The organism is Erwinia sp. MYb416 (assembly GCF_037479575.1).
GTDB classification, from domain to species: Bacteria; Pseudomonadota; Gammaproteobacteria; order Enterobacterales; family Enterobacteriaceae; genus Erwinia; species Erwinia rhapontici.
Genome location: NZ_JBBGYT010000441.1, coordinates 548,178 through 562,153 on the forward strand (window position 1 = coordinate 548,178; position 13,976 = coordinate 562,153).

12 protein-coding genes and 1 pseudogene are annotated in these 13,976 nt (G+C 55.2%); 7 read left to right on the plus strand and 6 right to left on the minus strand.

The window, feature by feature from the left end; all coding sequences use genetic code 11:
• Positions 1-24 precede the first annotated feature (24 nt).
• From fhuC to fhuB, 3 genes are read left to right on the plus strand one after another with little or no spacing between them, the layout of a single operon-like run.
• Positions 25-819, plus strand: a complete 795-nt coding sequence (gene fhuC, locus WH277_RS25995; RefSeq protein WP_133842212.1) for a Fe3+-hydroxamate ABC transporter ATP-binding protein FhuC — start codon at positions 25-27, stop codon at positions 817-819.
• 30 nt (positions 820-849) lie between these two features.
• The gene (gene fhuD, locus WH277_RS26000; RefSeq protein ID WP_133842211.1) at positions 850-1,731 is read left to right on the plus strand and encodes a Fe(3+)-hydroxamate ABC transporter substrate-binding protein FhuD; all 882 of its coding nucleotides are present in this window, start codon (positions 850-852) and stop codon (positions 1,729-1,731) included.
• Positions 1,731-3,707, plus strand: a complete 1,977-nt coding sequence (gene fhuB, locus WH277_RS26005) for a Fe(3+)-hydroxamate ABC transporter permease FhuB (protein WP_339507355.1) — start codon at positions 1,731-1,733, stop codon at positions 3,705-3,707. Before fhuD ends, fhuB begins: the two co-directional genes overlap by 1 nt.
• A 65-nt stretch (positions 3,708-3,772) precedes the next feature.
• Here the strand turns inward: fhuB and hemL are convergent, their stop codons facing one another.
• On the minus strand, positions 3,773-5,053 hold the full coding sequence (gene hemL, locus WH277_RS26010) for a glutamate-1-semialdehyde 2,1-aminomutase (protein WP_133842210.1): 1,281 nt from the start codon (positions 5,051-5,053) through the stop codon (positions 3,773-3,775).
• 168 nt (positions 5,054-5,221) lie between these two features.
• On the opposite strand from hemL, the gene clcA reads away from it, so the two are divergent.
• Positions 5,222-6,637, plus strand: coding sequence for a H(+)/Cl(-) exchange transporter ClcA (clcA, locus tag WH277_RS26015; RefSeq protein ID WP_339507338.1), 1,416 nt, complete (start codon positions 5,222-5,224; stop codon positions 6,635-6,637).
• Between the two features lie 100 nt (positions 6,638-6,737).
• The gene (gene erpA, locus WH277_RS26020) at positions 6,738-7,082 is read left to right on the plus strand and encodes an iron-sulfur cluster insertion protein ErpA (protein WP_133842208.1); all 345 of its coding nucleotides are present in this window, start codon (positions 6,738-6,740) and stop codon (positions 7,080-7,082) included.
• A 148-nt stretch (positions 7,083-7,230) separates the two neighbouring features.
• On the opposite strand, the gene WH277_RS26025 is transcribed toward erpA, so the two are convergent.
• From WH277_RS26025 to mtnN, 3 genes are all read right to left on the minus strand, one after another.
• Positions 7,231-7,485 carry a hypothetical protein gene (locus tag WH277_RS26025; protein WP_133842207.1) on the minus strand — a complete coding sequence of 85 codons (255 nt, stop codon included), beginning with the start codon at positions 7,483-7,485 and terminating at the stop codon, positions 7,231-7,233.
• Between the two features lie 120 nt (positions 7,486-7,605).
• Entirely contained in the window at positions 7,606-8,415 is an 810-nt protein-coding gene (gene btuF / locus WH277_RS26030; RefSeq protein WP_339507339.1) for a vitamin B12 ABC transporter substrate-binding protein BtuF, read from the minus strand.
• Positions 8,408-9,106 (minus strand): 5'-methylthioadenosine/S-adenosylhomocysteine nucleosidase, encoded by a 699-nt coding sequence (mtnN, locus tag WH277_RS26035; RefSeq protein ID WP_339507340.1) that lies wholly within the window; start codon positions 9,104-9,106, stop codon positions 8,408-8,410. Before mtnN ends, btuF begins: the two co-directional genes overlap by 8 nt.
• A 196-nt stretch (positions 9,107-9,302) precedes the next feature.
• Between mtnN and dgt the strand changes: the two are divergent.
• A pseudogene (gene dgt / locus WH277_RS26040) lies at positions 9,303-10,808 on the plus strand (dGTPase).
• 147 nt (positions 10,809-10,955) lie between these two features.
• Positions 10,956-12,401: a serine endoprotease DegP gene (gene degP, locus WH277_RS26045; protein WP_133842203.1), complete on the plus strand. Its 1,446-nt coding sequence runs from the start codon at positions 10,956-10,958 to the stop codon at positions 12,399-12,401.
• Positions 12,402-12,499: 98 nt separating this feature from the next.
• On the opposite strand, the gene WH277_RS26050 is transcribed toward degP, so the two are convergent.
• Both WH277_RS26050 and dapD read right to left on the minus strand, forming a co-directional pair.
• Positions 12,500-12,892 carry a DUF3461 family protein gene (locus tag WH277_RS26050; RefSeq protein ID WP_133842202.1) on the minus strand — a complete coding sequence of 131 codons (393 nt, stop codon included), beginning with the start codon at positions 12,890-12,892 and terminating at the stop codon, positions 12,500-12,502.
• Between the two features lie 229 nt (positions 12,893-13,121).
• A complete protein-coding gene (dapD, locus tag WH277_RS26055) occupies positions 13,122-13,946 on the minus strand; it encodes a 2,3,4,5-tetrahydropyridine-2,6-dicarboxylate N-succinyltransferase (RefSeq protein WP_212815673.1) in 825 nt (274 codons plus the stop codon).
• Positions 13,947-13,976: the final 30 nt, after the last annotated feature.

Genomic DNA, 13,976 nt, shown 5'->3' on the forward strand with positions numbered 1-13,976 from the left:
GCGCCCGCCAATCAGAAGATCACCATGCAACAACAGCACACGTCAGAAACGACCTTCACCCTGGACCGTGTCAGTTTTAGCGTTCCAGGCCGTACCCTGTTACAACCGTTGTCGCTGGCCTTTCCCGCCGGAAAAGTCTGTGGGCTGATCGGCCATAACGGTTCAGGAAAATCCACACTGCTGAAAATGCTCGGCCGCCATCACGCGGCATCGGCCGGGCAGGTGCTGCTGAATGAGCAGCCGGTGGCCAGCTGGCAGAGTAAAGCCTTTGCCCGTGAAGTTGCCTATTTGCCTCAGCAACTGCCTGCGGCGGAAGGGATGACAGTACGTGAACTGGTCGCCATTGGCCGCTATCCATGGCACGGTGCGCTGGGGCGTTACGGTGTGGAAGATCGCGAACGTGTTGATGAAGCCATTGCACTTGTCGGGTTGAAGCCTTTTGCCCATCGCCTGGTGGACAGTCTGTCCGGCGGTGAGCGTCAGCGTGCATGGATTGCCATGCTGGTTGCGCAGAACAGCCGTTGCCTGCTGTTGGATGAACCCACTTCCGCGTTGGATATCGCCCACCAGGTCGATGTGCTGGCGCTGATCCAGCGTCTCAGCCGTGAACGTGGCCTGACGGTGATTGCGGTACTGCACGATATCAATATGGCTGCGCGTTATTGCGACCACCTGGTGGCGCTGCGCGGTGGCGAAATGATTGCTCAGGGCGAGCCTGCTGAGATTATGAACGGGGATGTGCTGGAACAGATTTATGGCATTCCTATGGGAATTTTACCGCACCCACAAGGTGGCGCGCCGGTAAGCTTTGTTTACTAAGCGCTTAGGCTCTGAGAATTGGATGTTGTGATGCCGGATATTTTGCGTCGCCGTTTACTGACGGCACTGGCTTTTTCCCCGCTGCTGGCCCAGTTTCCCTTCCCGCTGCGTGCTGCGACAGAACAACGCATTATCGCACTCGAGTGGTATCCCCTTGAGCTGCTGCTTGCGCTGGGCGTGATGCCGATCGGCGCCGCCGAGCTTTACGGTTATGGCCAGTGGGTTGGTGAACCGAAGTTGCCCGCCTCCGTGGTCGATGTCGGGCTGCGAACCGAACCTAATCTTGAACTGATAACTCAGATGAAGCCTTCTCTGATCCTGTTTTCACAGGGCTATGGGCCCGATCCGACTCGCTTTATGCGCATCGCCCCGGGAATGGGGTTTGCCTTTAACGAAGGCGGGAAGGGGAAACCGCTGACCAGTGCGCGTCACGCACTCATGGAGCTGGCAAAGCGGGTCGATCGCGTCCCGCAGGCCGTGGCGAATCTGGCCGAACTGGATAGCCAGACTGAGCGCCTGAAAACCAAACTGGCAAACAGGCCGAAGCGCCCGCTGCTGCTGTTGTCGATTGTCGATCCGCGTCATGTGATTGTGTTCACTGAAAACGGACTGTTCCAGGAAGTGCTGGATAATCTCGGGCTGGAAAATGCCTGGAAAGCAGAAAGCACTTTCTGGGGGAGCGTGATCATTGGCATTGAACGTCTGGCCGATCTGGGGGATGTCGATGCCATCGGCTTCGAACATGACAATCAGGCGATTGTTGATCAGGTGACCGGGACCGCACTCTGGCAGTCGCTGCCGTTTGTGCGTGCCGGGCGTTTCAGGCAGATGCCGCGCGTGTGGTTCTACGGTGCCACACTGTCGGCAATGCAGCTGATCCACAGCCTTGACCATGCGCTGGAGGTGAAATGATGCGTCACTATCGTTTAGCCATCCTGCTGTTAACAGCATTGTTTGCCAGTGCACTGGCTCTGACGCTGATTAACCTGCAACAGCGGCTGCCTGGTGCGCAGTGGCTGACGGCGTTGCTGTCCCCGGACACCAACCGCATTGAGCAGATGGTGTTTCATTACAGCCTGATGCCGCGCCTGTCGCTGTCATTGCTGGCGGGCGCAGGCCTGGGGCTGGTGGGCCTGCTGTTTCAGCAGGTGCTGCGCAATCCCCTGGCCGAACCGGCAACCCTGGGCGTCGCCAGCGGTGCGCAACTGGGGCTGACCGTTGTCACGCTGTGGAGCGTGCCGGGCGGTATGGTCACGCAGCAGCTGGCCGCGATGATCGGTGCGGTGCTGGTGGGGCTGATTGTGTTCGGCGTCGCCTGGGGCAAACGGATGTCGCCCGTAACGCTGATCCTCGCCGGGCTGGTGGTGTCACTTTACTGTGGTGCGGTGAACCAGATTTTTGCCATCTTCAATCACGACCAGCTGCAGAATATGTTTCTGTGGAGCACCGGTTCACTGAATCAGATGGACTGGAGCAACGTGGAGTTCCTCTGGCCACGGCTGCTCGGCGGGCTGCTGCTCACGCTACTGATGTTACGTCCGATGACCCTGATGGGGCTGGATGATGGTGTGGCAAAGAACCTGGGCCTGGCGATCTCGCTGGCCCGCTTTGGCCTGCTGGCACTGGCGATTTTAATCAGTGCTTCCCTGGTAAATGCTGTCGGTATTATCGGCTTTATCGGGCTGTTCTCTCCTCTGCTGGCGCGGATGCTGGGCTTCCGTCGTCTGATCAGCCGTTTGCTGGTGGCGCCGATTATTGGGGCGCTACTCCTGTGGCTGGCGGATCAGTCGGTGCTCTGGCTGACCAGTCGTCTGGGAGAGATCTCTACGGGAACCATCACTGCGGTTATCGGTGCGCCGCTGCTGCTGTGGCTGCTGCCGCGTCTGCGAACCGGTTCGGTGCCGCCAGCGATGAACCAGGGTGACAATGTGCCGACAGAACGTCACCGGGTACTGTGGTGGGCGCTCATCGGGGGCGGTGCACTGCTGTTGCTGATGGCTGTGGCGTTGAGCTTTGGACGCGATGCTCACGGCTGGGTATGGGCCAGCGGTGAACTGTGGCAGCAACTTCTGCCGTGGCGCTGGCCGCGCCTGGTGGCCGCGATGGCGACCGGGATGATGCTGGGTGTGGCAGGGTGCGTCGTGCAGCGTTTGACAGGCAACCCGATGGCCAGCCCTGAAGTGCTGGGGATTAGCTCCGGGGCGGCATTTGGCGTCGTGGTGATGCTGTTTATTGTACCGGGTGATGCGTTTGGCTGGCTGCTGCCTGCCGGGAGTATTGGCGCGGCCCTGACGCTGCTGGTGATCTCGATCGCTGCCGGGCGCGGGGGGTTTTCACCGGAGCGGATGCTGCTGGCCGGGATGGCGCTCAGCACGGCCTTCACCACGCTGATGATGCTGCTGCTGGCCAGCGGTGACCCGCGTATGGTGAATCTGCTGACGTGGATCTCCGGCTCAACCTATAACATTGATGTTTTGCAGGCGAAGCGCACGCTGATCATTATGGTCGTGCTGCTGGCGCTGGTGCCGCTATGCCGTCGCTGGCTGACCATCCTTCCACTGGGCGGTGCCACGGCGCGCGCAGTCGGTATGGCGCTGACGCCAACGCGTCTGACGCTGCTGCTGCTGGCTGCGGTGCTGACTGCTGCCGCAACGCTGACCATTGGGCCATTAAGCTTTGTGGGGCTGATGGCACCGCATATTGCGCGGATGCTCGGTTTCCGCCGGGCATTGCCGCAGCAGGTGATGGCGGCACTGTTGGGCGGTGGATTGATGGTGGCGGCAGACTGGTGCGGCAGAATGCTCTCGTTCCCGGATCAGATCCCGGCAGGGCTGCTGGCGACCTTTATCGGTGCACCGTACTTTATCTATCTGCTGCGTAAGGTATAAAAAAAAGGGTCAGGCATGCCTGACCCCTTCGGGTCGGGGCGGGGCATGCCCCGCCCGTCTGGATGTTACAGCTTCGCGAAACTACGGCGTGCCGCATCGATGGTGTGCTGAATATCATCCGGGCTGTGCGCCAGCGACATAAAGCCTGCTTCAAAGGCGGACGGTGCCAGATACACACCTTCTTCCAGCATCAGATGGAAGAAACGCTTAAAACGCTCAACATCGCACTTCGTCACATCCGCATAGCAGGTCACGCTGTCTGCATCCGTGAAGAAAATCCCAAACATCCCGCCGACATGGTTGATCACCAGCGGGATATTTTCGGCTTTTGCCGCAGCGAGCAGGCCATCGGCCAGTTGGGTGGTCAGACGGGTCAGCGTCTCATGCGTGCCCGGGCGGGAGACTTCCGTCAGACAGGCAAAGCCCGCTGCCATCGCGATCGGGTTACCGGACAGCGTACCCGCCTGGTATACCGGGCCGGTCGGTGCCAGCGCATCCATCACTTCGCGACGACCACCAAAGGCGCCCACTGGCATACCGCCACCGATGATTTTACCCAGGCAGGTCAGATCCGGTTTCACACCGTAATGGGCCTGTGCACCTGCCAGCGCAACGCGGAAACCGGTCATCACTTCGTCGATAATCAGCAGCGCGCCAAATTCGTCGCACAGTTCACGCAGGCCCGGAAGGAAGTCCGGCTGCGGTGGAATGCAGTTCATGTTGCCCGCGACCGGTTCAACGATGATGCAGGCGATCTCTTCCGGGTACTGCTCAAAGGCCGCACGTACGCTGGTGAGATCGTTGAAGGTGCAGGTCAGGGTATGTTTGGCAAAGTCAGCGGGCACGCCCGGTGAGTTCGGCTGGCCCAGCGTCAGTGCGCCAGAGCCCGCTTTCACCAGCAGGCAGTCAGCGTGGCCATGGTAGCAGCCTTCAAACTTAATAATTTTGTCACGGTGGGTGAAACCGCGTGCCAGACGAATGGCACTCATGGTGGCTTCTGTACCGGAGTTGACCATGCGAACGGTATCCATGGTCGGTACCAGTTGGGTGACCAGTTCGGCCATTTTGACTTCCATCTCCGTCGGCGCGCCGAAGCTCAGGCCGCGTTCGGCAGCGTCGATAACGGCATGACGGATGGCGGGATGGTTGTGACCCAGCACCATTGGGCCCCATGAACCGACATAGTCTATATAGGCTTTACCATCGACATCGTACAGCAGGGCACCGTCAGCACGTTCGATAAACAGCGGCACGCCGCCCACGCCGTTAAAGGCCCGCACCGGTGAATTTACGCCACCGGGAATTAACTGCTGCGCCTGGGCGTACAGGTTTTCAGACTTACTCATGGAACCGCTCCTGATCATTCATTTAAAAACCCCTCTATTCTAAGTGAACATCATGGGGTAGCGAAAGGCTACTCGCATCTGCGACACGATTAGAGAGCCTTAAATGCGGGCATTCAGCGTGAGAATACGTAAAATGCTGACATGGATTGACAATGTTATGAATGGCTCATGAATCAACAATCACTTTCTACCAACGAACTGAATGTTGTGCCTGCCCGGCGCGGTGATTTCCTGCGGATGTTGTTACGCCGCGATAAAACGCCGCTGGCGGTGCTGGTGATGGCGGGAATTGTTGGCACACTGACTGGCCTGGTGGGCGTGGGTTTCGAGCTGGCCGTCAACGAGATTATTCACCAGCGCACCCGTTGGCTTGCCACGTTGGGAAGCCATCCTGGGGTGATGGTGCTGTGCGCATTTCTGGTCTCCGCGCTATTGGCCACTATCGGCTATTACCTGGTGCGCCGCTTTGCACCAGAGGCGGCGGGGTCGGGGATTCCGGAGATTGAAGGTGCCCTGGAGGAACTGCGTCCGGTGCGCTGGTGGCGGGTGATCCCAGTGAAGTTTATCGGCGGGATGGGCACGCTGGGAGCGGGGATGGTGCTGGGACGTGAAGGACCAACGGTTCAGTTGGGTGGCAATATTGGCCGCATGATGCTGGATATTTTCAGGATGAGAAGCACTGAGGCGCGGCACACGCTGCTGGCAACGGGCGCGGCGGCGGGTCTGTCGGCTGCCTTTAATGCCCCTCTTGCCGGGATCCTGTTTATTATTGAAGAGATGCGTCTGCAATTTCGCTACAGTCTGATTTCCATTAAAGCCGTGTTCGTTGGCGTGATTATGTCGAGCGTGGTGTTTCGGATTTTTAACGGTGAACATGCGGTGATCGAGATAGGCCGCCTGACCGATGCCCCTGTCAATACTCTGTGGCTCTATCTGCTGCTCGGTATGGTGTTTGGCGTGGTGGGGGTGCTGTTCAATCAGCTGATTTTCCGCATCCAGGATCTGTTCCAGCGTTTCCACGGCGGACGTTTAGGTAAAATACTGTTGGTGGGGGCTGTGCTGGGAGGGGCGTGCGGCGTATTGGGGGTGTTTCTGCCCGCGGCGGCCGGAGGGGGAGCCAGCCTGATCCCACTGGCGGCGGCGGGAAACTTTTCTATCGGCATGTTGCTGTTTCTGTTTATTGTTCGACTGATTACCACTTTACTGTGCTTCTGTTCCGGCGCACCCGGCGGGATTTTTGCCCCGATGCTGGCACTCGGCACGCTGCTGGGAACGGCATTTGGCCTGTGCGCCTCAAGCTGGCTCCCGGAGTATCACTTGCAGGCCGGCACCTTTGCCATTGCCGGGATGGGCGCGCTGTTTGCCGCCTCGGTACGTGCGCCACTGACCGGTATTATACTGGTACTGGAGATGACGGATAACTATCAGCTGATTTTACCGATGATTATTACCTGCCTTGGCGCGACGCTATTAGCCCAGTTTCTTGGCGGGCAACCCTTGTATTCGTCACTGCTTACCCGCACTCTGGCGAAACAACAGCAGCAGGAAACGGCTAATGCTACCGCACAGGGTGGTACAGCCTGAGCTTGATTGCTATACCAGTGTGTAAGATAATAACAACAATTATGGTCGATTTGTGACCTGTCAGGCACCCGGCCTGTACGTATGTATACTGGAGTTACCTATGAGCGACGATGTAGCACTGCCCCTGCAATTTACTGAAGCAGCGGCCAGTAAAGTCAAAAACCTGATTTCCGATGAAAACAATCCGGATCTGAAACTGCGCGTCTACATCACCGGCGGCGGTTGCAGCGGCTTCCAGTACGGTTTTACCTTTGACGATAAGATTAACGATGGTGATATGACCATTGAGAAAGCGGGCGTGGCGCTGGTTGTTGACCCGATGAGTCTGCAATATCTGGTGGGTGGCGCAGTGGATTATACCGAAGGGCTGGAAGGGTCGCGCTTTATTGTGACCAACCCGAATGCCAAGACCACCTGTGGCTGCGGATCGTCCTTCAGTATCTGATTTACCCTTCATACTTGACGCCGCTGCTGTGTTGGCTGCGAACCCTCACCCCGGTCACTTACTGATGTAAGCTCCCGGGGATTCAAGCACTTTCCGCCTTGCTGCACCGCCAATTATTCTGGGTAAACAGATACTGTTTAGTAAGAACTTACCATTCGACGGTCACTAACCTTGCTTCCTGCCGCGTATCCGCATTACGTGATATAACGCTTTGCGTCACTTTTGGCTGCGCATCAGGCTGAGCTCCACACACAACACCGGGTAAATTGACAGCAGACAAGCTGCGACTCTCTACGCTGCACTGTGAGTAGATGGTTAATTTCACGCCAATGCTGCCGGTAATCGAAGCGGCAAAGGCGTGACCCGTCATCATCAGCCCGAGGGCCAGATAAACGGTTTTCATGTTGCAATTTCCTGGTCAAAATCAGAGCAAAAAGCCCTGAATAAAAAACGAGCGTAAAGTCGCCCGTTATCTTTGGTTAACGGCAATTTTTGTCAGAACTTTACTCACCTTTGGCGGCGATTATTGCGGTTTTGACGTGCCGATGGTGTGTAATTCACTGCACAATTTTTGTGCGGCCAGAATCATACGCGGTCCGGCTCGGCTTATCCAGTCATCATTGATGGCGATGACCGGGAGTGTGAGCTGGGGTTGCCAGAACTGCACAATCTGCTGTGCATGAGTATGATCGCCGGGGATGACGACAGCGGCGGGATGGCGTAACAATACCTGCTCGCGGCTCACCTGTGGCCAGGGCACGCGGGCATCGGCAAAGATGTTCTCTCCGCCACATAAGCGCAGAACTTCATCCTGTAAGGTATTGCCCGATGCGGTAAACAGCGGTTTGAGGCCAAACTGAAGAAAGACGCGCTGCCTGGGTGAGTGCTGATAGCGTTGGCGCAGGTTAGCAAACTGCTGTTGCAGCGTGGCAGCCGACTGCTCTGCCTGTTGCGGTTGCGGGCTCCAGGCGGCAAGCTGACGCAGGCTGGCAATCAACTGATCGATAGAATCCGGTGCCAGCCAGACCACCCTGATGCCCAACGCCTGAAGCTGATCGACCTGGCGTTGCGGCGTGCCGCCTTTCCAGGCAACCACGACATCCGGCTTCAGCCTGAGTAGCTTTTCGCTGTTGATCCCCTGCCAGTTAGCGACCTGTTCGATGTGCTGTGCGGCGGCAGGGTAATCGGAATAAGCGCTGACGCCCACCGGAGTAATTCCGGCAGCAAAGGCCAGTTCGGTAATATTGGGTGCCAGCGTGACCACGCGGGGGGCGGCCTGAGCTGTGGCGGCGCAGGCCAGCCACAGCAGCAGGCAAACAAGGCGTTTAGCCACGAGACAGATGGGTCAGCAGGGTTTCCACCATCAGTGATGATTGCTGTGCTGCCACCACCAGGAATTCATCAAAGCTGAGGTGTGATTCTTGATCGGCTACATCGGAGATAGCACGGACCACGACAAACGGTGTGCCGAATTGATGGCAAACGTGGCCAATCGCGGTCGCTTCCATCTCAACCGCAATGGCCTGCGGGAAGGTGCTGCGAATACGTGACAGCGGCGCTGCGCCATTGATAAAGGCATCGCCGCTCACCACCAGACCACGGACTGCGTTGAGGTTCAGTTCGCCAATGCACTGTTCGGCAGCGGCAATCAGCTTATCATCCGCCTTGAACGCCGCCGGGCAGCCCGCCATCTGGCCAGGTTCATAGCCAAAGGCCGTCACATCGGCGTCGTGATAACGCACTTCATCAGACACCACAATATCACCCACTTTCAGCGTAGGGGCCAGGCCGCCAGCTGAACCGGTATTGATGACCACATCGGGTTTGCACAGTTGCAGCAGCAGGGTGGTGCCCAGCGCCGCAGACACTTTACCGATGCCCGACTTCAGCAGAGCAACTTGAACGCCATTCAGTGTACCGGTGTAAATTTCACAGCCCGCCAGGGTGAGGGTCTGACGGTTTTCAATTTTGTCACGCAGCAGCGTCACTTCCTGTTCCATTGCGCCAATAATGCCTGCTTTCATAGGGATACTCTCTGAAGTTGTGGAATGTATTATTCATTGCGGCGCATAGTTTATCATGACAAACATCATCGCTATACCCGTCATACTTCAAGCTGCACAGGCGTTGGCTGCATCAAAAGTAGGCCCCATGAGGGGACTCGAATTATTTTGGGTATACTGCGAGAATGACTGCGCCATTTATCAGAGGGAATAAGGTATGACTGGGATCGATTTTCGCATAAAAATCAACTGGCAGCGGCGCTATCGCCCCTATCAGGGACCGAAGGATGAACATGAAATCCTGCGCATATTTGAAAGCGATCGTGGTCGTATTATTAATTCAGCAGCTATCCGCCGACTGCAGCAGAAAACCCAGGTCTTCCCGCTTGAGCGTAATGCCGCCGTTCGCACCCGGCTGACGCATTCGCTGGAAGTGCAGCAGGTGGGGCGCTATATCGCAAAAGAAGTACTGACACGCTTGCAGGAAGCTGACCGTTTAGTCTCTTTGGGGCTGGCGCAGTTGACCGGGCCATTTGAGAGTATCGTCGAGATGGCTTGCCTGATGCACGATATTGGCAATCCGCCGTTTGGTCACTTTGGTGAGGCAGCGATCAATGACTGGTTCCGTCAGCAGTTTGATACAAGCTGGCAGCCGGAGAGCGGACGGGAAGATCGCTGTGTACCCGAGGTATTACGCCATCAGGATGATGGCTTGAATGCGCTGCGGGCTAAAGTCCGTCAGGACCTGTCTCATTTTGAAGGCAACGCGCAGGCAATCCGCACGGTGCATACGCTGATGAAGATGAACCTGACCTGGGCGCAGGTCGGCTGTATTTTAAAATACACGCGTCCTGCCTGGCATAGCGGAGCCATTCCCGCCAGCCATGATTATTTAATGAAGAAACCGGGATACTACCTGGCAGAAGAAGAATATATCGCGCGACTGCGTGAGCAATTAGATCTTCAGCCGCATTGCCGTTTTCCGCTGACTTATATTATGGAAGCTGCTGACGATATCTCTTACTGCGTAGCCGATTTAGAAGATGCCGTAGAAAAAAATATCTTTACTGTTGAACAACTGTATCATTATTTATTCCAACTCTGGCCTGACCATCAGGCAGGCGATCTGTTTGCCACCGTGGTGACCAGCGCGTTAGATAAATCACGCAGTCGCCGCACAAATCGCAGCAGTGAAGACCAGTTCTTTATGTATTTACGTGTGAATACGGTGGCAGAACTGGTGCCCCATGCGGCCAGCCGTTTTATCGAGCATTTGCCTGCGGTGTACCACGGCGAGTTTAATGAGGCGCTGCTGGAAGATGGTAGCCCGCATAGTCAGCTATTAGATATTTTCAAAAAAGTCGCTTTTCGTCATGTGTTTAACCATCCTGAAGTGGAACAGTTAGAGTTGCAAGGGTATCGGGTGATCAGCGGCTTGCTGGATATTTACCAGCCACTGTTGCTGTTGACGCGCGAAGAGTTCAGCGAATTGACGTAAAAGGATTATTTAAAAGGTTATCCGATTGAAACACGCCTGTTCCATAAGCTTTCGACGCGTTTTCGTCTTGCTTACAGCGAAGCGGTGGAGTCTCTGGATAAAAATCCCGACGAAGAGAATATATGGGAATACTATTATCGCGTTCGTTTATTGCAGGACTACATTAGCGGGATGACAGATTTGTATGCCTGGGATGAGTATCGACGGTTAATGGCCGTGGAATAAATCCATCAGTCGTGATGATTTGTAAAGAAGAACAATATTTTTTTACTTTTTCTTAGTGGTTAAATATGAACTTAGGGATAAAAAATTAATCTCACCTTCACAACCACAGCAATGGTTATCCCACAGAATCACTTGAGAATCCGACGAATGAAAAAAACCACGTTAGTATTGAGCGCATTGGCTCTGAGCCTTGGGCTGGCGTTAAACCCTTTAGCGGCGAGTGCTGCTGAAACGGCCTCTTCCTCTTCAAGCCAGCCATTACCCAGTCTGGCTCCTATGCTGGAAACAGTGATGCCTTCGGTTGTCAGCATTAATGTTGAGGGCAGCACGACGGTACGTACGCCGCGCATGCCTCAGCAGTTCCAGCAGTTCTTTGGCGATAATTCCCCATTCTGTCAGGACGGTTCTCCATTCCAGGGATCGCCGATGTGTCAGGAAGGTGGCCCGGAAGGGAAGGGCAACGGCGGCGCTGACAGCCAGCAGCAGAAATTCCGCGCACTGGGTTCCGGTGTGGTGATTGATGCCGCTAAAGGCTACGTCGTAACCAACAACCACGTGGTCGACAATGCGACAAAAATTCAGGTTCAATTGAGCGATGGTCGTAAATACGATGCAAAAGTGATTGGTAAAGATCCGCGTTCTGATATTGCGCTGATCCAGTTGAAAGAGGCGAAAAACCTGACCGCGATTAAGCTTGCTGACTCCGATAATCTGCGCGTGGGCGATTACACGGTAGCGATTGGTAACCCGTATGGTCTGGGGGAAACGGTTACCTCCGGTATTGTCTCTGCCCTTGGCCGCAGTGGTCTGAACCTGGAAAACTACGAAAACTTTATCCAGACTGATGCCGCGATTAACCGGGGTAATTCCGGGGGGGCGCTGGTGAACCTGAATGGTGAGCTGATTGGGATTAACACGGCGATACTCGCGCCAGACGGCGGCAACATCGGTATTGGCTTCGCCATCCCAAGTAATATGGTGAAAAACCTGACGTCACAGATGGTTGAATTCGGTCAGGTGAAACGCGGTGAGCTGGGGATCATGGGCACCGAACTGAACTCCGAACTCGCGAAGGCGATGAAAGTTGATGCCCAGCGCGGTGCGTTCGTCAGTCAGGTATTGCCGAAGTCTTCAGCGGCGCAGGCGGGCATTAAAGCCGGTGACGTGATTGTGTCGATCAACAACAAGCCGATCTCCAGTTTCTCTGCGTTGCGTGCGGAAGTGGGGTCGTTGCCGGTTGGCACCAAAATGGAACTGGGCCTGATCCGGGATGGCAAGCCAATGAAAGTGAACGTGGCGTTGCAACAAAGCGCCGCAGCGAAAGTCGATTCTGGCACTATCTATAACGGTATCGAAGGGGCTGACCTGAGCAACTTTGATGCGAAAGGCGTTAAGGGTGTGAAAGTGGACAGCGTTAAAGCGGGTTCTGCGGCAGCGCGCGTTGGCCTGAAGAAAGATGATGTGATTTTAGGCGTTAACCAACAGCCGGTCGCGAATCTGGGCGAATTGCGCAAAATCCTGGATACCAAACCGTCAGTGCTGGCGCTGAATATCCAGCGTGGCGATGCCAGTATTTATTTGCTGATGCAGTAAGTTATGCTGAAAAGTGCCGTTCGAAAATAAGAGCGGCACCGGACAAAAAAAAGGGGTGACCAGTATTCTGGTCACCCCTTTTTATGTCAGAAAAGGAATTAACGACCGCCGCGGGTCAGTTTATCCAGGTCTGATTCAATTTCAGCAATCTTGTTGGAGACCACGCTCTCCAGATGACGCAGGTCATCAAGAATTTTGCGCTTCAGATCAACTTCTACCTGGTCACGTTGGCAAATCTGGTCAAGTTCATCAATCACATAGCGCAGGTTCGGGCTGATTTCCTGAACTTCTTTGTAACCCTGGCTGGCATTGTCAGCTACCACGGTTTTGCGCTGGCGCGGATATTTAAATTTCACGCTTTTGGCAAAGAACTCGCCTTTATCTTTACGGAAATAGATTTTCAGGATGTCATTGTTGGCTTCCTGACGCAGGCTGTAACGGTCGATATCTTCCGGCGTCGCGATGCCCAAACCCTTGAGATTGTCGTACATGGTATTTTCCTTTAAGAGACTATCGATCCAGATGCGATCAGAGTAGTCGCTATCCGAGAAACGGAAAAGGATCGTTTAATTTAAATACAGTATTTTCTGGCGCGGATTATGGCGCAGATTGTGCACAATAGCACCACTTGTTTCGTGACGTGAAAGAGGTAGTTCAGGGCAGGAGTGTAAAACTTACTTTACAGTAAGGTGCGGACCACTGGTGTGGCCCGCAGGAGGATCAATCGATAGTGCGCAGGAGTTCGTTGATGCCGGTTTTGCTCAGCGTTTTCGCATCGACTTTTTTCACGATAACGGCGCAGTACAGGCTGTAAGTTCCGTCTTTCGATGGCAGGTTGCCTGAAACGACAACGGAACCCGCAGGGACACGGCCGTAATGCACTTCCCCGGTTTCGCGGTCGAAGATCTTGGTGCTCTGGCCGATATAAACGCCCATTGAAATCACGGAACCTTCTTCTACGATCACGCCTTCAACGATTTCTGAACGCGCACCGATGAAGCAGTTGTCTTCAATGATGGTTGGATTGGCCTGCAATGGCTCCAGTACGCCACCAATGCCAACGCCGCCAGACAGGTGAACGTTTTTACCGATCTGCGCGCAGGAACCTACGGTGACCCAGGTATCAACCATCGTGCCTTCGTCAACGTAAGCGCCGATGTTAACGTAAGAAGGCATCAGCACGGTGTTACGTGCGATGAATGCGCCCTGGCGTACTGCCGCTGGTGGAACAACGCGGAAGCCTTCTTTTTTGAAGCGTGCTTCGTCGTAGTCAGCGAATTTCATCGGAACTTTGTCGTAATAACGGCTTTCTGCGCCATCAATTACCTGATTGTCATTGATGCGGAAAGAGAGCAGGACCGCTTTCTTCAACCACTGATGCGTAACCCATTCGCCGTCGATTTTCTCAGAGACGCGCAGGGCACCGTTATCCAGCTGGGCGATAACCTGGTTGACGGCTTCGCGGGTTGCGGCGTCAGCGTTTGCTGGGGTAATGTCCGCACGGCGTTCGAAGGCCGCTTCAATAACACTCTGTAACTGTTGCATATTAGATCTCTCAATTTCAGTGAGTTCGGT

Coding starts and splice junctions, on each gene's coding strand:
- WH277_RS26025 (WP_133842207.1), bottom strand. CDS start 7,485: ATGAAAACCGTTTATCTGGCCCTCGGGCTGATGATGACGGGTCACGCC.
- hemL (WP_133842210.1), bottom strand. CDS start 5,053: ATGAGTAAGTCTGAAAACCTGTACGCCCAGGCGCAGCAGTTAATTCCC.
- dapD (WP_212815673.1), bottom strand. CDS start 13,946: ATGCAACAGTTACAGAGTGTTATTGAAGCGGCCTTCGAACGCCGTGCG.
- degP (WP_133842203.1), top strand. CDS start 10,956: ATGAAAAAAACCACGTTAGTATTGAGCGCATTGGCTCTGAGCCTTGGG.
- clcA (WP_339507338.1), top strand. CDS start 5,222: ATGAATCAACAATCACTTTCTACCAACGAACTGAATGTTGTGCCTGCC.
- fhuC (WP_133842212.1), top strand. CDS start 25: ATGCAACAACAGCACACGTCAGAAACGACCTTCACCCTGGACCGTGTC.
- erpA (WP_133842208.1), top strand. CDS start 6,738: ATGAGCGACGATGTAGCACTGCCCCTGCAATTTACTGAAGCAGCGGCC.
- fhuB (WP_339507355.1), top strand. CDS start 1,731: ATGCGTCACTATCGTTTAGCCATCCTGCTGTTAACAGCATTGTTTGCC.
- fhuD (WP_133842211.1), top strand. CDS start 850: ATGCCGGATATTTTGCGTCGCCGTTTACTGACGGCACTGGCTTTTTCC.
- WH277_RS26050 (WP_133842202.1), bottom strand. CDS start 12,892: ATGTACGACAATCTCAAGGGTTTGGGCATCGCGACGCCGGAAGATATC.
- mtnN (WP_339507340.1), bottom strand. CDS start 9,106: ATGAAAGCAGGCATTATTGGCGCAATGGAACAGGAAGTGACGCTGCTG.